Source organism: Aeromonas sp. ASNIH1 (genome assembly GCF_002934285.1).
GTDB classification, from domain to species: domain Bacteria; phylum Pseudomonadota; class Gammaproteobacteria; order Enterobacterales; family Aeromonadaceae; genus Aeromonas; species Aeromonas caviae.
Genome location: NZ_CP026228.1, coordinates 4,560,553 through 4,578,225, shown reverse-complemented (window position 1 = coordinate 4,578,225; position 17,673 = coordinate 4,560,553). Strand labels below are relative to the sequence as shown.

Annotated in this window: 16 protein-coding genes and 1 pseudogene; 10 read left to right on the top strand and 7 right to left on the bottom strand. The window is 61.2% G+C overall.

All coding sequences use genetic code 11. The annotated features are described in order from the left end of the window. Nucleotides 1–24 precede the first annotated feature (24 nt). Nucleotides 25–924 carry a methylisocitrate lyase gene (gene prpB, locus C2U37_RS22100; protein ID WP_104453068.1) on the bottom strand — a complete coding sequence of 300 codons (900 nt, stop codon included), beginning with the start codon at nt 922–924 and terminating at the stop codon, nt 25–27. A gap of 383 nt (nt 925–1,307) precedes the next feature. Here prpB and C2U37_RS22095 point away from each other — a divergent pair. From C2U37_RS22095 to C2U37_RS22085, 3 genes and pseudogenes are all read left to right on the top strand, one after another. Next, nucleotides 1,308–1,511: pseudogene (locus C2U37_RS22095) on the top strand (PAS domain S-box protein); the annotation flags it as partial. 84 nt (nt 1,512–1,595) lie between these two features. Then, nucleotides 1,596–2,933 carry an IS4-like element ISAeme15 family transposase gene (locus tag C2U37_RS22090; protein WP_104452794.1) on the top strand — a complete coding sequence of 446 codons (1,338 nt, stop codon included), beginning with the start codon at nt 1,596–1,598 and terminating at the stop codon, nt 2,931–2,933. After that, nucleotides 2,914–4,302, top strand: a complete 1,389-nt coding sequence (locus C2U37_RS22085) for a methyl-accepting chemotaxis protein (RefSeq protein ID WP_104453067.1) — start codon at nt 2,914–2,916, stop codon at nt 4,300–4,302. Before C2U37_RS22090 ends, C2U37_RS22085 begins: the two co-directional genes overlap by 20 nt. Nucleotides 4,303–4,405: 103 nt before the next feature. On the opposite strand, the gene C2U37_RS22080 is transcribed toward C2U37_RS22085, so the two are convergent. Continuing rightward, entirely contained in the window at nt 4,406–5,998 is a 1,593-nt protein-coding gene (locus C2U37_RS22080; protein WP_104453066.1) for a GGDEF domain-containing protein, read from the bottom strand. 97 nt (nt 5,999–6,095) lie between these two features. Between C2U37_RS22080 and C2U37_RS22075 the strand changes: the two genes are divergently transcribed. The 7 genes from C2U37_RS22075 (at nt 6,096) to maiA (ending at nt 12,945) form a co-directional block, all read left to right on the top strand. Further along, complete coding sequence (locus tag C2U37_RS22075; protein WP_076611394.1) at nt 6,096–7,298, top strand: ISL3-like element ISAeme19 family transposase; 1,203 nt, start codon at nt 6,096–6,098, stop codon at nt 7,296–7,298. Nucleotides 7,299–7,398: 100 nt separating this feature from the next. Next, nucleotides 7,399–8,043, top strand: coding sequence for a TIGR01621 family pseudouridine synthase (locus C2U37_RS22070; RefSeq protein ID WP_103242962.1), 645 nt, complete (start codon nt 7,399–7,401; stop codon nt 8,041–8,043). Then, nucleotides 8,040–8,693, top strand: a complete 654-nt coding sequence (locus C2U37_RS22065; RefSeq protein WP_104453065.1) for an HAD family hydrolase — start codon at nt 8,040–8,042, stop codon at nt 8,691–8,693. Before C2U37_RS22070 ends, C2U37_RS22065 begins: the two co-directional genes overlap by 4 nt. 239 nt (nt 8,694–8,932) lie before the next feature. Continuing rightward, the gene (gene hppD, locus C2U37_RS22060; protein ID WP_052814552.1) at nt 8,933–10,087 is read left to right on the top strand and encodes a 4-hydroxyphenylpyruvate dioxygenase; all 1,155 of its coding nucleotides are present in this window, start codon (nt 8,933–8,935) and stop codon (nt 10,085–10,087) included. After that, nucleotides 10,080–11,228: a homogentisate 1,2-dioxygenase gene (locus C2U37_RS22055; RefSeq protein WP_104453064.1), complete on the top strand. Its 1,149-nt coding sequence runs from the start codon at nt 10,080–10,082 to the stop codon at nt 11,226–11,228. Before hppD ends, C2U37_RS22055 begins: the two co-directional genes overlap by 8 nt. A 10-nt stretch (nt 11,229–11,238) precedes the next feature. After that, a complete protein-coding gene (locus tag C2U37_RS22050) occupies nt 11,239–12,237 on the top strand; it encodes a fumarylacetoacetate hydrolase family protein (protein WP_010675121.1) in 999 nt (332 codons plus the stop codon). 69 nt (nt 12,238–12,306) lie between these two features. Continuing rightward, nucleotides 12,307–12,945 (top strand): maleylacetoacetate isomerase, encoded by a 639-nt coding sequence (gene maiA, locus C2U37_RS22045; protein ID WP_199770483.1) that lies wholly within the window; start codon nt 12,307–12,309, stop codon nt 12,943–12,945. A gap of 72 nt (nt 12,946–13,017) precedes the next feature. Here maiA and C2U37_RS22040 read toward each other — a convergent pair whose 3' ends face one another. From C2U37_RS22040 to C2U37_RS22020, 5 genes are all read right to left on the bottom strand, one after another. Further along, nucleotides 13,018–13,641: a glutathione S-transferase family protein gene (locus tag C2U37_RS22040; protein WP_104453062.1), complete on the bottom strand. Its 624-nt coding sequence runs from the start codon at nt 13,639–13,641 to the stop codon at nt 13,018–13,020. 128 nt (nt 13,642–13,769) lie between these two features. Continuing rightward, nucleotides 13,770–14,270 (bottom strand): thioredoxin family protein, encoded by a 501-nt coding sequence (locus C2U37_RS22035; RefSeq protein WP_104453061.1) that lies wholly within the window; start codon nt 14,268–14,270, stop codon nt 13,770–13,772. A 167-nt stretch (nt 14,271–14,437) separates the two neighbouring features. Further along, on the bottom strand, nt 14,438–16,102 hold the full coding sequence (gene asnB / locus C2U37_RS22030; RefSeq protein ID WP_041213050.1) for an asparagine synthase B: 1,665 nt from the start codon (nt 16,100–16,102) through the stop codon (nt 14,438–14,440). A 205-nt stretch (nt 16,103–16,307) separates the two neighbouring features. Next, nucleotides 16,308–16,676, bottom strand: a complete 369-nt coding sequence (locus C2U37_RS22025; protein WP_043155137.1) for a cupin domain-containing protein — start codon at nt 16,674–16,676, stop codon at nt 16,308–16,310. Nucleotides 16,677–16,817: 141 nt separating this feature from the next. Beyond that, nucleotides 16,818–17,567: an HAD-IIA family hydrolase gene (locus tag C2U37_RS22020; RefSeq protein ID WP_005337281.1), complete on the bottom strand. Its 750-nt coding sequence runs from the start codon at nt 17,565–17,567 to the stop codon at nt 16,818–16,820. Nucleotides 17,568–17,673 lie beyond the last annotated feature (106 nt).

Sequence of the window (17,673 nt, the reverse complement as noted above, 5' to 3'; positions counted from 1 at the left end):
AGCATAAGGCGGCCGGTCGCCGTCTTATTCCTTGGTCGAAAGATCCTGGGTGAACAGCCTGTCCAGGGTCTGCTCGTAGTGGTGGTAACCGAGAAAATCGTAGAGGGACTCCCGGGTCTGCATGGTGTCGACCACGGCGCGCTGGTGGCCGTCGCGGCGAAGCGTCTGATAGACGTTGAGGGCGGCCTGGTTGGCGGCGCGGGCGGCGCTCAGGGGGTAGAGCACCATGTCCACGCCGTGGGCGGCGAGCGCCTCCTTGTCAAACAGCTCGGTCTTGCCGAACTCGGTCATGTTGGCGAGGATCGGCACCCCGGCCGCCTGCCTGAAACGGTCGTACTGCTCGAGCTCGGTGACCGCTTCGGCGAAGATCATGTCGGCGCCCGCCTCCACATAGGCGGCGGCGCGCTCCAGGGCCGAGCCCAGCCCTTCCACCGCCAGGGCGTCGGTGCGGGCCATGATGACGAAACTCTCGTCCTGGCGGGCATCCACCGCCGCCTTGATCCTGTCCACCATCTCGGTGACGCTGACCACGGCCTTGTTGGGCCTGTGGCCGCAACGCTTCTGGGCCACCTGATCTTCCATGTGGACGGCGGCCACACCGCCGCGCTCGAAGGCGCGGATGGTGCGGGCGATGTTGAAGGCGCCCCCCCAGCCGGTGTCGATGTCCACCAGGAGTGGCACCTGGGTGGCAGCCGTGATGCGTTCGGCATCGATGAGCACGTCATTCATGGAAGTCATGCCGAGGTCCGGCAGGCCATAGGAGGCGTTCGCTACCCCGGCGCCGGAGAGATAGAGGGCCTGGAAGCCGCTGCGCTCTGCCATCAGCGCCATGTAGGCATTGATGGTGCCGACAATCTGCAGGGGCTTTTCGTTGGCCAGGGCCGTGCGAAAACGCTTGCCGGCCGAGGGGGAGAGGTTGGACATGGTGACTCCTTTCATGGGGTGCGTGTCTGCTGGATGTGTAGGGTGAACGGTACCATCTCACACTACGTTTACGTTAACGTCAATTATGCTTAGGTCCAAGGTTGCATCAAGTGCGCTCTCCCCTGAGGGGGTTCCCTGCAACGCCAGTATCACAGACTCGTTGGAACCATTTTTGGGTGTGATGCATCGTGCGGGAGAGAGGTGAACCTGGGAAAATTACGGGTATTTTTTGGCCAAACCGGGGCTTTGGGGGCCAAAATCTTGCGCGGCGTCAAACAGGATGCAAATTGTATCTCAGCCATCCTCCCCGACTGGGTCTCTGCGTTGCTTGCCCGTAGGCGTTTGGCTACGCTCAGTGGGTGATCAAACAAGGGGTGTGCACCATGAAGAAAACCCAGGTTCATCTCATCGACGAAGAGGTGGATTTTCCTGCCAATGAACAGCTGGTCTCCACCACGGACCTGCAGGGTGTGATCACCTACGCCAATGATCACTTCTGCCGGGTAGCGGGGTACAGCCGGGCCGAGCTCATCGGCCAGCACCACAACATGGTTCGCCACCCGGACATGCCCAAGGCCGCCTTTGCTGCAATGCTGATCAGTTAAGGATCCATTGACCGATCCTTCTGCTGTAGGACAATCCGGAACCAATCACTGGTTCCGGATTTTTTTATGTCTATTGCAAACGATCTGAACGATGTTGTTGAGGCATCTGGCGACATGCTGGCTCGGCTGGCCATTTTTGCCGACCATATTCCCGACGAATGGATTACTGCCGCTGCCGCCTTGTCTGAAAAGGCCACTATCCGCCGACGCCGCTTACCTTCTGATATGGTCTTGTGGCTCGTCGTGGGGATGGCCTTTTTCCGCAATGAGCCCATCTCCGAGGTCGCTCGGCGCCTCAACATCTGTGCAGAAGGGTTGGCCAATGATGCCTTGCTCGCGGACAGTGCCCTGTCTCAGGCCCGTCAGCGACTCGGCAAACAGCCGCTCGAGTGGCTGTTCAAACAGTGCGCCGATGTGTGGGGGCGGGAACGTTATCCTGAAGACCATTGGCACGGTTTACAGGTCTTTGCCATCGATGGGGCCCTGTTCCGAACCCAGGATATGCCTGAACTCAGAGCACATTTCGGCTCGGGTAACACCTCAACCAACCGGCAGACACCCTACCCGATGCTGCGGTTGGTCACGCTCATGAATGTCCGCTCGCATGTCATTGCCAACGCGGCCATCAGCCCGTACCGCAAAGGGGAAATCCCCCTGGCCAGCGAGTTCATTCACTCATTGCCGGACAAGTCAGTGACCCTGCTGGATAAAGGCTTCTTCGGTGCCGACCTGTTGCTGCGTATTCAGGCCGAAGACACCGACCGTCACTGGCTCATCCCGGAACGCAAGGGGCTGGTATACACGGAACTTGAGCGCTATGGCGACGGTGACCGTCTGTTGCAAATGACGGTCTCGCCTCAGGCTCGCAAGAAAAACCCGGCGTTGCCGACACACTGGCAAGTTCGCGCAGTGACCTATGAGGTGGCAGGCAAGGAGAAAACGGTCTTTACCTCCCTGCCCGTGGCGCGATTCAGTGCAGCTCAGGTGGCGACCCTGTACCACGAGCGCTGGGAAATCGAGCTGGGATACCGGGATATCAAAAGCGCGATGCAGCACAACGCCATCACGCTGAGAAGCAAGAAAGTGGACTTGGTCTATCAGGAGCTGTGGGGATTGCTGCTTGGATACAATCTGGTCAGGCGGGAGGCCAGCCAGGCCGCCGTAGCCCATCAGCGAGCGCCCAATGAGGTGAGCTTTAAGTTTGCCTGTCAGCTCATCGCGAACCAGATGGCAGTGATGGCGGGCGCGTTATCGCCAGCCCATACGCCACGGAGGTTGGCGGAGTTGCGGGGCTGCATAGGCGTCATGTTCATAGAAAAACGCCCCAGGCCATCGAGACCCAGGGCGGTGAAGATATCAAAGACCCGTTTTCCGGTAAATCGCAATGCGGCTCCGCTTAAGTGAACAGCATTGCGCCTTTGCTGACCTCTGGGGCAAGCTCAAGCAGGGCAAACCCTGGCGCGGCATGGTGAAAAACCGCTGTAAGGATGGGCGTTACTATTGGGTGGATGCCTATGTCACCCCTATCTTCGAGCAGGGGCGGATCAATGGCTACCAGTCGGTCCGCAGTCGCGCCGCGCCGGAGATGAAAGCCGTGGCCGGGCGCACCTATGCCAGATTGAAGAGCGTGGAGCGGGGGGAGCGAAAGGGCGGATTGAGCCTGCGCCCGATGCGCCACGGGCTGGCCATCGTCGGTGTCTTGCTGATGCTGGCGGGGGGAGCCTATCTGATGGGGCCCTGGGGGCCGCTGTTCACCCTGTTGCCCCTCTTGTGGCTGGCCCTGATCTATCGTGACACCCTCATCACGACCCCCCGTTATCTGCGACAGCTCGCGGACGAATATGACAGCCTGACCCGGCTCATCTATTCGGGGGAGGATGCCAGTGCCATTGCAGACTTCCACATCAAGCTGTTGCAGGCCAGGATCCGCACCGTCCTTGGACGAGTGGACGATGCGACCCTCTCCCTGCAGGATCTCGCGGTGCATCTGAAAACAGCCTCCAGCGAGGCGAGCGCCGACATCGCCGAACAGGATGTCCAGACCCAGCAGGTGGCGACGGCCATCACCGAAATGGCGGCGACAGCCCACGAGATTGCCCGCAATATCCTGGAGACGGACAACCAGATAGCCCAGGCCAAGGCGCACTGCCAACACACCGATCAGCAGCTGGAAGATACCCAGCACAGGGTGACGGAGCTGGCCACCCAGGCAGAGCATGCCTTCACGGCCGCCGTGGCACTGGCGGAGGAGTCGGACCGCATCGGTGTGCTGATGAGCGAGATCCAGGGCATTGCGGATCAGACCAATCTGCTGGCGCTCAACGCCGCCATCGAGGCTGCGCGGGCAGGGGAGCAGGGGCGAGGCTTTGCGGTGGTGGCGGACGAGGTGCGAACCCTCTCCACGCGCACCCACAAGGCGACCGAGCAGATCCAGAGCAGCATAGGCCAGATCCAGCGTACCCTGAACGGCTGGAAGGGCATGATGCAGCAGAACCTGCAACAGACCCAATCCTGCGTGACCCTGACCCGCCAGGGATCAGAGAGCCTGCATCAGGTGCTGGCGGAAATAGAACGGGTGGTGGACCTCTCGGCCCAGATCTCGACGGCGGCAGAGGAGCAGCAGGCGGTGGTGGAGGACATCAGCCGCAACGTCAACGCCATCTCCCAGCACTCCCACACCAACAGTAACAAGATGCAGGACATGGACGCCTCGAGCGACATCCTGCTCACCAAGGCTCGCCAGCTCAAATCCCTGGGGCAGACCTTCGGGTAAGAGCATTCAGACTCATGCAATGCAGGAAGGCCACCCCTGGGGTGGCCTTCCTGTTTATCGGTTTCACGGGGGTATCGGATCTGTGTGCCGGGAGATGAGCAAGTCAGCCGGACTGCTCCGCCAGCGTGATGACGCGGCCACCCTTGTCACAATACATGGCCCTGTCGGCCTGGATGAGCCACTGCTCCGGGCTCCAGTCATGCTGGTAGTGGCTGACGCCGATGCTGATGCCCACCTGCATCGGCTGGTCATTGACCACGAAGGGGGCCTGCATGGCCTGGCGGATCACGGCGGTGACCTCCTCTGCCTGACGGATATCGTAGCCCGGCAGCAGCAGGATGAACTCGTCCCCCGCCAAGCGGGCAAAATAGCACTGGTGGCCGATGGCGCCGTGGATCCGTCGGGCCAGCTGGCAGAGGATGGCATCCCCCTGGCTGTGGCCGAAGTTGTCGTTGATGCGCTTGAAGTCATTGAGATCGCAAAACAGCAGGCAGCCCGGATTGTCGCTTTGCACTTGGTGTTTCAACTGCTCCATCAGGCTCAGGCGATTGGGCAGCCCGGTAAGGGGATCGAGGCGGGCCAGTTGCAGTATCTCCTGCTCTCGCTGCTTGCGCAGGGCCACTTCCTGGTTGAGCCGCTTGTTGCTCATCAGAAGATAGAGGGAGAGCAGCAAGATGAGACCACCAACACCCAGGCTCAGCAGGAACCATGGACGCCAGAAGATCCACTGTTCTGAGGGGACCTGATAGAGGAAACGGGTCAGGGAGACCGGTTTGGCAAGGAGGCCTATCTCCACCAGCTGCCGCATGATGTGAGCGAAGCGATCCGGATTCATATACCCGATCTCCACATAGAGCGGCTGGATCATCTCCTTGCTCATCTGCAACTCGTATTCCATGTGGGCCTGGCTGCGGTTGACGCCATACTCCGTGCGCAGCAGGGCGATGGCTTCCTCGGGGTGGGTGAGGGCATAGCGCCATCCCTTGAGGCTGGCTGCACGAAAACGTGCCACCCGCTCCGGATTGAGCCGCTCCTGTGCCTGGGTGGTGAAGAGAATGTCGCTGTAGAAATCGATGCCGTAGTTGCGAGGGTTGATGACGGACACCGAGATGCCGCGCTCTTCCAGATAGAAGGGCTCATTGCTCAGATAGGCGTTGAAGATGTCTATCCGGCCGGCGATCAGATCGTCGATGTTGACCGAAGTGGGTACCGGGATGAGCTGGCGCTCGTGAAGCCCCTGATAGTAGAGGGTGGCCAGCAGTTCGGCATCCTGATGACCCGGAAACATCATGATCCGTTTGCCACGCATGTCCGCAACGGTGAGAATGCCGCTGTCGCGGCGTGCCAGGAAGATGGAGGGAGAGTGCTGGTAGACGCTGGCCAGCGCCAGCAGTGGCTTGCCCTGGGCGTAGTGGGTCAGCACCTCGGTGTTGCCGACGCCAAAGTCGGCGCGTCCGGCCAGCACCTCCTGAACCGGACTTATTCCCTTGCCACCTGGCCTTATCTCGACATCCAGACCGGCGTCGGCGTAATACCCCTTGGCCTTGGCCATGTGATAGCCCACAAACTGGGGCTGATGCAGCCAGCGCAACTGCAATACCACCTTCTCCGGCAGATCACGTGTCCGTTCACTGGCCTGGAGGGGCGAGAAGCAAGTGATGCCAAGCAACAACAGCCAAAACAGGCATTTTTTCAGGTTCTTCGCGGGATCTTGGGGAAGTGGAAGTTGACAGACAGGGTGCTGGTAAACTGGCTGTCTCCAAACACACCACCACCATCACCCTGCTGTCGCCGTGCATCATATTGATATTGCCTCCTTCTGGCCAGGTTATACCGTCATCGCCCAAGCGCTTTCTGCCAACCATCACACCCTGTTTACCCTTGAGCCTCGCGCCGACCTGTTGCCCCGTTGTCGCCGATGCCTGCAACCCACGCCATTGATCCACGACCAACGTATCCGCCGGGTGCGTGAGCGAGACCTATTTGACCGACAAGTCTGGTTACAACTGCCTGTTCGCCGCGTCGACTGTCTGCGCTGTGGTCGCGTCAGTGAACATATCGACTGGCTCCCCTCTGGCTCCCGCCTCACCCGGCGCATGCAGTGCTGGATTGAAGCGCTCGTTCAGTACCTCCCCATCCGCCATGTCAGCCAGCTCACCGGGGTCGGTTGGCACACCATCAAGGAGATCGACAAGCGCCGTTTGCAGACCAGTGTGGGCACCATCGAACTTGGGGAGGTGCGGCGGCTGGTGATGGATGAGTTTGCCCTGCACAAGGGACACCGCTATGCCACCGTGATCATGGATGCCGAGCGAACCCGCGTCCTGTGGGTGGGGCACGGCAACAGCCGGGCCGCTATCCGTCCCTTCTTCGAGCAGCTCGGCGAGCGATGCCAGCAGATTGAAGCGGTGGCGATGGACATGAACACGGCGTTCGACCTGGAGGTGAAGCAACACTGCCCGCAGGCGGAGGTGGTCTACGACCTGTTCCACGTGGTGGCTCGCTATGGCCGAGAGGTGGTGGACCGGGTGCGAGTGGAGCAGGCGAATGCACTGAAAAGCGATAAACCGGCGCGAAAAGTGGTCAAAAGTGCGCGTTGGTTGCTGCTACGTAATCGGGCGAAGTTGAGTGAAAAACAGGATGTGAAGTTGCAGGAGCTGTTGGCGGCGAATCAACCGCTGGCGATGGTGTACGTGCTGAAAGAGGGGTTGAAGGGCATCTGGTATGCGCCGAGCGTGTGGGAAGGATGGCGACGATGGCGGAGCTGGATGCGGCAGGTGAAGGAAAGCGGGCTAGCGCCGCTGCAACGATTTGGTCGAAATTTATCGAAATATATGCGGGGGATCCTGGCGAGTGCAAACTACCCGATGCACACGAGTGTGCTGGAAGGGGTGAACAACAAGATCAAAGTGATAAAGCGTATGGCATATGGATTTAGGGACTCAGAATACTTTTTTCTGAAAATCAAGGCGGCCTTCCCCGGAAAGCCGCGATGAACCTTTTTTCATTCGTGCGATTCTTGTGCTGAGGGTCCATGAAGATGGCCTGCAGGCCTGCATTCAAGTTGTTAACAAGTAACATTCTAAAGGGTTATACATGTACCGGATACTATTGCAGCACAAAGATTTCATGGTGATCAACAAGCGTCCGGGCATTGGCATGCACGATGATGCCGGCGAGCCGGGTCTCGTCAATCGGGTCAGAATGGATACCGGTCTTGACCTCTATCCGGTCCATCGACTGGACAAGATGACCTCTGGGCTGGTGCTGCTGGCCCGCACCGCCGAAGCGAATCGCGCCCTCAGCATGGCTTTCGCGGCGCGGGAAGTGAGCAAGCAGTATCTGGCACTCTCCGATCGCAAGCCGAAGAAGAAGCAGGGCTGGGTGAAGGGTGACATGGAGAAAGGGCGAGGCGGCAGCTGGATGCTGAGCCGCACCCAGGATAACCCGGCCATCAGCTGGTTCGACTCCGTTTCGGTGCGCGAGGGGCTGCGCCTTTATCGCATCAAGCCCCGGACCGGCAAGACCCACCAGATCCGGGTGGCCTTGAAGAGCGTGGGAGCCCCCATCCTCGGAGATGAGCGTTACGGCGGCACGGCGGCGGATCGCGGTTATCTGCACGCCTGGCGCCTCGCCTTCACCCTGGCTGGTGAGAGCTTCGATCTCGTTTGTCCGCCCGATGAGGGGGCGCTGTTCCTCCTGCCCGAGTTGCATGCCGCCATCGCAGAGATCACCGAATGAGCGCTGCAACCGCGAGAGTCCCAGCCCGTGGCTGGATCCTGGCCGACTTCGATGACACCCTGGCGCTGGATGACAGCCATGCGGGGTTGCTGCGTTTCATCTTGCGCCGCCGTATCTGGCCGCTGCTGCTGTGGCCACTGATGGCGTTCGGTGCCGTGATCTATCTGCTGCCAGGTCAGCGCAGTCGCGGCATTGCACTCATCTGGTGGGCCATCACCCTCGGGCTATCCCCCCTGGCCTGGCGCGCCCTGGTACGGCAGTACAGCCTGACCCGGCCCGGTCTGTATCGGGAGGCGCGAGCCCTCCTGACGGGGGAGGGGCACCGCTGCTGGGTCATCTCCGCCAGTCCCCGCGCCCTGGTCCGTGCCCAGCTCCATCGTCAACTGCCAAGGCTCCCTCACCGCATCATCGGCTCGCGGATGGGTTACCGTTTCGGCGGCCTAGTGCCGCGCTTCTATTGCCATGGCAGGCACAAGCTGCTGCCCGAGCTCCTGACCCTGGAGGCCGCACTCACCCTGAGTGACAGCCTGCACGATCTGCCCCTGCTGGCGTTGGGGGAGCAGGCCTGGCTCATCAACCCGCAAAGGACTCGATTACTAAAGGCGAGGGCGGTGCTGCCCCATATCGAACCCCGTTATTGGTCGCTGTAAGGCAAAGCTGACAGCCTTGCGGGACGCTAACGAGCGCAGTGCAAGGTTGGGGCTGTTATGTCACATTTCATTTACATTTTTTGGCGCGGATCCCCGCCAAACTATCTGAACGCCGCCCCTTCTCATTCCCTGCGCTCGCCACTCTAATGAAACAAGTTGTTAACAATGCCGTGCGGGCTGCCTGTCGAGCCCTTGCGGCGTGAACCGTTTCGTTATCAGTTCATCGCAAGGAGCGCATCATGACCACCCCCTCTTCCCGTACTCACACCATCAACCCCCTTGGCACCGACGGGTTTGAGTTCGTCGAGTACACGGCGCCGGATCTCAAGGGCATTGCGGCCCTCAAGGCGCTGTTCGTCTCACTGGGCTTTGCCGAAGTGGCCAAGCACAGGCACAAGCAGTGCTGGCTCTATCGCCAAGGGGACATCAACTTCGTGGTCAATGCCGAGCCCCACTCCCAGGCGGAGGAGTTTGCGCGGGCCCATGGTCCGAGCGTGTGCGGCATGGCGTTTCGGGTGAGCGATGCCGGCCGTGCCCAGCAGTACGCCATTGGCCAGGGGGCCAAGCCGTTTGTGGGCAAAATCGGCCCCATGGAGCTCAACATCCCCGCCATCTACGGTATCGGCGAGAGTACCCTCTCCTTTGTCGATCGCTATGGCGAGCGGGGCTCCATCTATGACGTGGACTTTATCTTCTACCCCGACTGGCAGGCCCGCATGGCCGAGGTGGACGCGGGGCTCTATGAGATCGACCACCTGACCCACAACGTCCATCGCGGCAACATGAACCTCTGGTCGAATTTCTACGAGCGGATCGGCAACTTCCGGGAAATCCGCTACTTCGACATCGAGGGCAAGCTGACCGGACTGCACTCGCGCGCCATGACGGCCCCCTGCGGCAAAATTCGCATTCCCATCAACGAGTCGGCGGACGACAAGTCCCAGATAGAGGAGTACCTGCGCCAGTATAAGGGGGAGGGGATCCAGCACATCGCGCTCGCCTCTGCCGACATCTATCACACCATCCGCACGCTCAGAGGGCGGGGAACCGGCTTCATGCCGACGCCGGACACCTACTACGAGAAGGTGGACAGCCGGGTGGCGGGTCATCAGGAGGATCTGGCGGCGCTGAAGACGCTGCGCATCCTCATCGACGGCTCGCCGACGAAGGACGGCATCCTGCTGCAGATCTTCACGGACACCGTCATCGGTCCCGTGTTCTTCGAGATCATCCAGCGCAAGGGCAACGAGGGCTTTGGTGAGGGCAACTTCCAGGCATTGTTCGAATCCATCGAGCTGGATCAGATCCGCCGTGGCGTGCTGGACGGATCCACGCAAGGGGAGGTGAACAGTGCCGCGCAGGGCCAGAAAAACGGAGAACCGAGTGATGCGTAACTGGATAAGCTTCCCCCATCGGGAGGGAACCCACTCCCGCCAGGCCCATGCCGATCTGCCGGAGCAGGCCATCTATGAGCGCGAACTGGGGCGCTCGGGCTTCTTCGGTCCGGCCACCCACATGCACCACAAGCATGCTCCCACCGACTGGGTCAACTGGGAGGGGCCGCTTCGGCCACGGGCGTTTGACTTGAACGATCTGCAGGAGGAGGTGAGCTCCCTCTCCCCCTGGGTGATGCCGGATATTCTCAGCAACCCCCACTGCCGCTACCGCATCTGGCGCCTGCATGATCCCATGCCGTTTCTGGTGCGAAACGCCGATGGCGACGAGCTCCTGTTCATTCACGAGGGGAGCGGCGAGTTCTACTGCGACTACGGACACCTCATCTTGAGAGATGGCGACTATGTGGTGATCCCCCGTGGCACCATGTGGCGCATCGAGCCCACCGCGCCCCTCTTCATCCTGATGATCGAGGCGACGGAAGACAGTTATCAGCTGCCGGACAAGGGACTGGTGGGCAATCACGCCATCTTCGATCCGGCGGCCCTGGACGTGCCCGCCATCAACGAGCGCTTCCTGGCCCAGCAGGATGAAAACCCCTGGTCGCTGCAGATCAAGCGCCACGATCAGGTCTCGGTCGTCACCTGGCCGTTCAACCCGCTGGATGCACAAGGGTGGCACGGGGACTTGTGCGTGGTGCGCCTCAACTGGCGGGACATCCGCCCGCTGATGAGCCACCGCTACCACCTGCCTCCCTCGGCCCACTCCACCTTCGTGGCGAGCCGTTTTGTCATCTGCACCTTCGTGCCGCGTCCCATCGAGAGCGACCCAGGTGCCCTGCGGGTGCCTTTCTACCACAGCAATGACGACTTCGACGAGGTGCTCTTCTACCACGCCGGGGACTTCTTCAGCCGGGACAACATCAAGCGGGGCATGGTCACCTTCCACCCTGCCGGCTTCACCCATGGTCCCCATCCCAAGGCCTTTGCGGCGGGGCTGGCCCATGCCAAGACCTTCACCGACGAGGTGGCGGTGATGCTCGACACCCGTGATGCCCTGGCCGTCGGCCCGATCTGCGAAGGGGTTGAATACCCCGGTTATGTCACCAGCTGGCAGCGTCCAGAGACGCTCGGCAAATAAGGAATTCGATATGAAACTGGCAACCCTGAACAATGGCAAGCGCGACGGCGCCCTGGTGGTGGTGAGCCGCGATCTGGCGCGCGCCGTCCACGTGACGACCATTGCCCCGACCCTGCAGTCGGCCCTCGACCAGTGGGGCGAAGTGGCGCCGCAATTGGCGAAGGTTTATCAGCGACTCAACGAGGGCGCCTGCCCCGACGCCTTCCCCTTCGATGAGGAGGCGTGCCTCTCCCCGCTGCCTCGCGCCTACCAGTGGATTGACGGCAGTGCCTACGTCAATCACGTGGAGCTGGTGCGCAAGGCCCGCGGCGCCGACATGCCAGAAAGCTTCTGGCACGATCCCCTGATGTATCAGGGAGGCTCTGACAGCTTCCTGCCGCCCCGTGGCCCCATCGTGATGGGCTCCGAGGAGTGGGGCATCGATTTTGAGTCGGAAGTGGCCGTCATCACCGACGACGTGCCCATGGGCACCCGTTCGCAGGGGGCGGCGAGCCACATCAAGCTCTTGATGCTGGTCAACGACGTGAGCCTGCGCAACCTCATCCCGGGGGAGCTTGCCAAGGGCTTCGGCTTCTTCCAGTCCAAGCCCTCCAGCAGCTTCTCGCCGGTGGCCATCACCCCGGACGAGCTGGGGGATGACTGGCGCGATGGCAAGGTCCACCTGCCCCTGGTGACCCACCTCAACGGCGCCCTGTTCGGGCAGCCCGACGCCGGGGTGGACATGACCTTCAACTTTGATGAGCTGATTGCCCATGCCGCCAAGACAAGGCCGCTCGGGGCGGGCTGCATCATCGGCTCGGGCACCGTCTCCAACTACGACAGAAGCCGGGGATCCTCCTGCCTTGCCGAGCGGCGGATGCTGGAAATTATCGAGTCAGGTCAAGCCACTACACCCTTTCTGCGCTTTGGTGATACAGTGTCCATCGCGATGCAGGATCGCAACGGGATGAGTCTGTTTGGCACCATTTTGCAGCGGGTCACGCAAGCAACGGCCGAGCGGGCGAGCTAGGAGAGCCCGACCCCGGGAGGGGCGGGCGACACGGCAGGTGGCAGACACCTGCCACCACAGGGACACACTATGCTGCAGTTGTTTGGATATTGGCGCTCATCGGCCAGCTTTCGCGTGCGTTTGGTACTGCAACTCAAGGGGCTCGATTATGAGCAGCACCCGGTCAACTTGCGGCAGGGTGAGCAGAAGGAGAAGGCCTACCGCCGGGTCAATCCCCAGGGGCTGGTGCCGTTTCTCGTGGACGATGACGTGCATCTGGGTCAGTCGGTGGCCATCATGGAGTACCTCGACGAGACCTATCCCGCCTACCCCCTGATGCCCTCCGCCCCCATCGAGCGCGCCCAGGTGCGCCAGATAGTCAACATGATCGCCTGTGACACCCACCCCCTCAACAACCTGCGCGTGTTGCACTACTTGGAGCAGGAGTTGGGGCAGAGCAAGATGGCGCGGGATGCCTGGTATCGCCACTGGATAGACGAGACCTTCACCGCGCTGGAGCAGCTTCTCATGACCACCTCCGGCATCTATTGCGTGGGCAATGAGGTTACCCTGGCGGACTGCATGCTGGTACCCCAGGTCTACAACGCCCGCCGCTTCGACATGACCCTGGATGACTACCCCACCATTGCGCGCATCGTCGCCAACTGCGAGCAGTTGCAGGCCTTTATCAAGGCCGCCCCCGCCAATCAGCCGGATGCCCAGCCCTGAAGCTGTGCAGACCGGACCAGCGCGTTGGCCCGGTCTGCCGTCTCTTTCCTTGCCCGAGTTATCTTGCTCGCCTCAGGGCGTGCCATTGGCCCCATAGCGTCGAAACCCCGGCCGCTCTTTCAGTCGCTGGTAGTAGTCGTCCACGGCGGGTAGCGACGGGCGATCATAGGGCGTCTCCAGCCAGCGGTTGACTGACAGCCCGATGGGAATGTCTGCCAGCGAGAAGTGCGGACCGGCCACATATCCTCCGGTTGTTTGAAGCTGTCTCTCCAGGATCTCCATGCAGTGAGACCACTGCAGGCAAGCTGCGTGAAGGGCCTGATGGTCTTGATGCTGGGGGGAGCGCCTCACCAGCGACAGGAAGGCGTAGCGCCAGGCGGTGTTCAAGTCCGATGCCTGCCAGTCAATCCATTGATCGACCCGAGCCCTGGCTCTCGCCTCGGCGGGATAGAGTGCATTGGTACCATGGCGCGTCGCCAGGTAGCGGATGATGGTGTTCGACTCCCACAGCGTAAAATCCTCATCCTGAATGACGGGCACCATGGCATTGGGGTTGAGCGCCAGAAACGCCGGGGTGTCCGTGGGTTTGAAGCCGGATCCCCACTCCTCCAGCTCGAAGGGGAGGGTCAGCTCGGCACAGGTCCACAGTACCTTGCGCACATTGATTGACGACGCCTTGCCCAGTATTCGCAACATCTTTTTCGTCCTTGTCCGGGGTGATGGATGGCCTGTTTGTCGCAGACATGCCACTTCCCTGTTTGCGTAGCCATCAGGGCCCTGCACTGTCACTGACCGTGCGGGGCCCTGTTTTATGGACTGGCGAGTCAGCCGTGGGTGGTCCTGGGCTGGAAATAGGCGATAAATTTGCCGAGTTTCTCCCCGTCGTAACTCTTCCCCTTCTCCAGCAGCCCGGTGTTGAAGGACTCGAGCAGCCTGCCCGTGGCATCCAGCACGTAGAAGTGGGGGACCCCCAGATACTCGGGATAGGCTTTCAGGAAGGATTCATTCTTGTTCTGCTCGCTGACGTTCACCTTGACCACCACGAAGGTGCGGTTGAGCTGGCCGGCGAGATCGGGTTCCCGGTCCAGAAAGCGGTTCATCTCCTGGCACCAGCTGCACCATTCGCCCCCCACCAGCAGCAGGACTTTCTTGCCCTCGGCACTGGCTTTGGCGGTAGCGGCAGCGAGATCGCGGGCCGGATCCCGCGTCTCGTCATAACCCTGGCTGTAATCGGGCAGGCTCTGACTCCAGAGGTGGTCGCCCGCGCAGGCGGCGCCATTGAAAAGGAGGGTGCCCAGTATCAGGGGCAGTAACAGTCGTTTCATGGTCTCTTCCTTGTGTCGTTATCTTTGCTTCCAGGCGCAGACAATGTGACACGAGGCGTTTCCTGCGCCAAGCCGCAAACAGGGAAGGGGAAGGCAAAAATCGGCAATGGAATGGCAGAAAACAACAAAGCCCCTCGAGAGGGGCTTTGTATTCAGGTCTGGGGCGATCAGTAACCCTGCTGGTGGACGTCCATCACGGCGCGACCGGAGGGGTCGGCCATCTCCTTGAACTTGGCATCCCATTCGAGCGCGGTCGGGGTGGAGCAGGCGACCGACTTGCCGTAGGGCACGGTGCGGGCGGCGGACTCCAGCGGGAAGTGCTCGTCGAAGATGGCGCGGTAGTAGTACGCCTCCTTGGTGAGCGGGGTGTTGACGGGGAAGCGGAAGGCCGCGGCCTCGAACATCTGATCCGTCACCTCTTCCTCGACCATGGCTTTCAGGCTGTCAATCCAGGAGTAGCCTACGCCGTCGGAGAACTGCTCCTTCTGGCGCCACGCCACTTCGTGGGGCAGCAGATCCTCGAAGGCTTCCCGCAGGATGTGCTTCTCGATCTTGCCCTTGCCGCACATCTTGTCGGCGGGATTGAGGCGCATCGCCACGTCCATGAACTCCTTGTCGAGGAAGGGCACGCGGCCTTCCACGCCCCAGGCGGCCATGGACTTGTTGGCCCGCAGGCAGTCATACAGATGCAGGGAGGCCAGCTTGCGCACGTTCTCCTCGTGGAACTCCCGGGCGTTGGGCGCCTTGTGGAAGTAGAGGTAGCCACCGAACAGCTCGTCCGAACCCTCGCCCGAGAGCACCATCTTGATGCCCATCGCCTTGATGTAGCGGGCCATCAGGTACATAGGCGTGGAGGCGCGGATGGTGGTGACGTCATAGGTCTCGAGGTGATAGATGACGTCCCGCAGGGCATCCAGCCCTTCCTGCACGGTGAAGTGGATCTGGTGGTGGATGGTGCCGAGGTGATCGGCCACCTTGCGGGCGGCGGCGAGATCCGGCGACCCTTCCAGGCCGACGGCGAAGGAGTGCAGCTGCGGCCACCAGGCTTCGCTCTTGCCATCGTCTTCCACCCGGCGGGCGGCATAGAGCTTGGTGATGGCGGAGATGACGGACGAATCCAGACCACCGGAGAGCAGCACGCCATAGGGCACGTCGCACATCAGCTGGCGCTTGACCGCCGCTTCCAGGGCCGCTTTGAGCTCGGCCTTGTCGCTGACGTTGTGCTCGACCGGCGCGTATTCCATCCAGTCCCGCTTGTACCAAGTTTTAAGCTCGCCATCCTTGCTCCACAGGTAGTGTCCCGGCGGGAAGGTCTCGACGCTCTTGCACACCGGCACCAGGGCCTTCATCTCGGAGGCGACATAGAAGTTGCCGTGTTCGTCGCGGCCGGTATAGAGGGGGATGATCCCCATGTGGTCGCGACCAATCAGGTAGGCATCCTGCTCGGCGTCATAGAGGATGAAGGCGAAGATGCCGTTCAAATCGTCCAGGAACGCCGGGCCCTTCTCCTTGTAGAGGGCCAGCAGCACTTCACAGTCGGAGTGGGTCTGGAACTGGAAGTCGACCTTGAGGTTCTTCTCCAGCTCCTTGTGGTTGTAGATCTCGCCGTTGACGGCCAATACGTGCGTGCGCTCGGGGTTGTAGAGAGGCTGTGCGCCGTTGCCCGGATCGACGATGGCCAGGCGCTCGTGCACCAGGATGGCCTTGTCGGAGCTGTAGACGCCGGACCAGTCAGGCCCGCGGTGACGCAGTCGCTTGGACATCTCCAAGGCCGATTTGCGCAGGGCAGTGGCGTCGGTCTTGATGTCCAGAATGCCGAAAATAGAACACATTGGCGGTAATCCTCTTGATTTTTATATGAGCCCCCCACGTTTGGGCTCGAAATTCCATTTACATTCCTCGCCAATCACAATGCCTAGCGGAAAACCCTTTTGCAAGCGGGAAAACCGCAGAAAATCATGCCGTAAGCGTCAAGTTGCGCAGGGGATGGCGGCCGTCCGGCCGCCTGAAGAGAGAGGGTCAGGGTTGACGTGCGCGTCAAGTCGCGGCGGGTTCGAAGATCACATAGAGCTTGCGACAAGGGGTGAGGGTCTCCCACTGCCCGACAAAACCGGCGGGAATGACGAACTGATCCCCCGGTTTGAGGTGCAGCCGGCCGCCCTGCTCGTCGTGGATCACCGCCTCCCCTTCCAGCATCTGGCAGTATTCGTGTTCGGTATAGTGAACGGCCCAGCAGCCCGGCTCGCAAGCCCAGAAGCCCACGTGAAACTGCTGGCTAGGGTCGGAGTAGTGGTTCCATGCCGTCTGGCTCGGCGTTCCGGTCCTGATGCGCTCGGGGGCTGGCATCATCGGGGTGGGGGAGACAGTGTGCTTGTCCAGCAGGATCCAGTCGTTCAGGCTCTTCATGGTGCGTCCTTGAGTGGCGAAGGAGCATCCTGCTCCCGTTTAGTTTGTTTAACGATGTTGCGCTTACGTTAAACGAAACGGGCCCCCTTTGCCAAGGGGGCCCGTGCAGGCTGAAGGCTACCGGAAGGGCGGCACCCGGGATCAGACGATGTCGATGTCCACCACGGAGTCAAAGATGTGGTTCGGTCGAAACGGCATGCGGTCGATGTCCGCCACCTTGCTCACCCCGGAGAGCACCAGCACCGTCTCGAGACCGGCCTGGAAGCCTGCCAGGATGTCGGTGCGCAGGTTGTCGCCGATGATGATGGTGTCGTCGGAGTGGGCCTCCATCCGGTTGAGGGCCGCGCGAATGATCCAGGCGCTCGGCTTGCCGACATAGAAGGGCTTCTTGCCGGTCATCCGCTCGATGGGGGCACACAGGGCGCCGCAGGCCGGGTGCATCATGGGGCCGTGGGTATCCGGGTTGGTAGCGATGAAGCGGGCCCCCTGATCCACGAACTTGGCGCCCTGCTGCATCATGGTCCAGTTGTAGTTGCGGGTCTCCCCCACCACCACGAAGTCCGGGTCGATGTCGGTGATGGTGAAGCCGGCCTTGTAGAGCTCGTGGGTCAGGGCCCCTTCGCCAATCACATAGGCCTTCTTGCCATCCTGGCGCTTGAGAAAGTCGGCGGTGCCCATGGCGGAGGTGTAGAAGCACTCCTCGGGCACCTCTATTCCGGCGGAGCGGAAGCGGTTTTGCAGATCTTTCTGGGTCTGGGCCGGGTAGTTGGTGAGGAACAGGAGCTTGCTGCCCTGCTCCAGCAGGCGGTGGACGAAGCGGTCGGCGCCGGGAATGAGATCGTTGTTGTGCAGGATGACGCCGTCAATGTCACAGATGACGTTTTTCTTCATGAATTCTCCTTGTAGGGCGCAAGAGCGGGGACAGGGCATCCCTCTGTTCGTCTCTTCAATCGGTTATGGTTTTTGTGCCGCCATTATAAGGCCCTTTGATGACAAG

What these genes read in the sequence shown, in the direction of transcription:
- prpB (WP_104453068.1), bottom strand. Translation starts at nt 924, where the DNA reads ATGTCCAACCTCTCCCCCTCGGCCGGCAAGCGTTTTCGCACGGCCCTG.
- C2U37_RS22090 (WP_104452794.1), top strand. Translation starts at nt 1,596, where the DNA reads ATGTCTATTGCAAACGATCTGAACGATGTTGTTGAGGCATCTGGCGAC.
- C2U37_RS22085 (WP_104453067.1), top strand. Translation starts at nt 2,914, where the DNA reads ATGCGGCTCCGCTTAAGTGAACAGCATTGCGCCTTTGCTGACCTCTGG.
- C2U37_RS22070 (WP_103242962.1), top strand. Translation starts at nt 7,399, where the DNA reads ATGTACCGGATACTATTGCAGCACAAAGATTTCATGGTGATCAACAAG.
- C2U37_RS22065 (WP_104453065.1), top strand. Translation starts at nt 8,040, where the DNA reads ATGAGCGCTGCAACCGCGAGAGTCCCAGCCCGTGGCTGGATCCTGGCC.
- hppD (WP_052814552.1), top strand. Translation starts at nt 8,933, where the DNA reads ATGACCACCCCCTCTTCCCGTACTCACACCATCAACCCCCTTGGCACC.
- C2U37_RS22055 (WP_104453064.1), top strand. Translation starts at nt 10,080, where the DNA reads ATGCGTAACTGGATAAGCTTCCCCCATCGGGAGGGAACCCACTCCCGC.
- C2U37_RS22050 (WP_010675121.1), top strand. Translation starts at nt 11,239, where the DNA reads ATGAAACTGGCAACCCTGAACAATGGCAAGCGCGACGGCGCCCTGGTG.
- maiA (WP_199770483.1), top strand. Translation starts at nt 12,307, where the DNA reads ATGCTGCAGTTGTTTGGATATTGGCGCTCATCGGCCAGCTTTCGCGTG.
- C2U37_RS22040 (WP_104453062.1), bottom strand. Translation starts at nt 13,641, where the DNA reads ATGTTGCGAATACTGGGCAAGGCGTCGTCAATCAATGTGCGCAAGGTA.
- C2U37_RS22035 (WP_104453061.1), bottom strand. Translation starts at nt 14,270, where the DNA reads ATGAAACGACTGTTACTGCCCCTGATACTGGGCACCCTCCTTTTCAAT.
- asnB (WP_041213050.1), bottom strand. Translation starts at nt 16,102, where the DNA reads ATGTGTTCTATTTTCGGCATTCTGGACATCAAGACCGACGCCACTGCC.
- C2U37_RS22025 (WP_043155137.1), bottom strand. Translation starts at nt 16,676, where the DNA reads ATGAAGAGCCTGAACGACTGGATCCTGCTGGACAAGCACACTGTCTCC.
- C2U37_RS22020 (WP_005337281.1), bottom strand. Translation starts at nt 17,567, where the DNA reads ATGAAGAAAAACGTCATCTGTGACATTGACGGCGTCATCCTGCACAAC.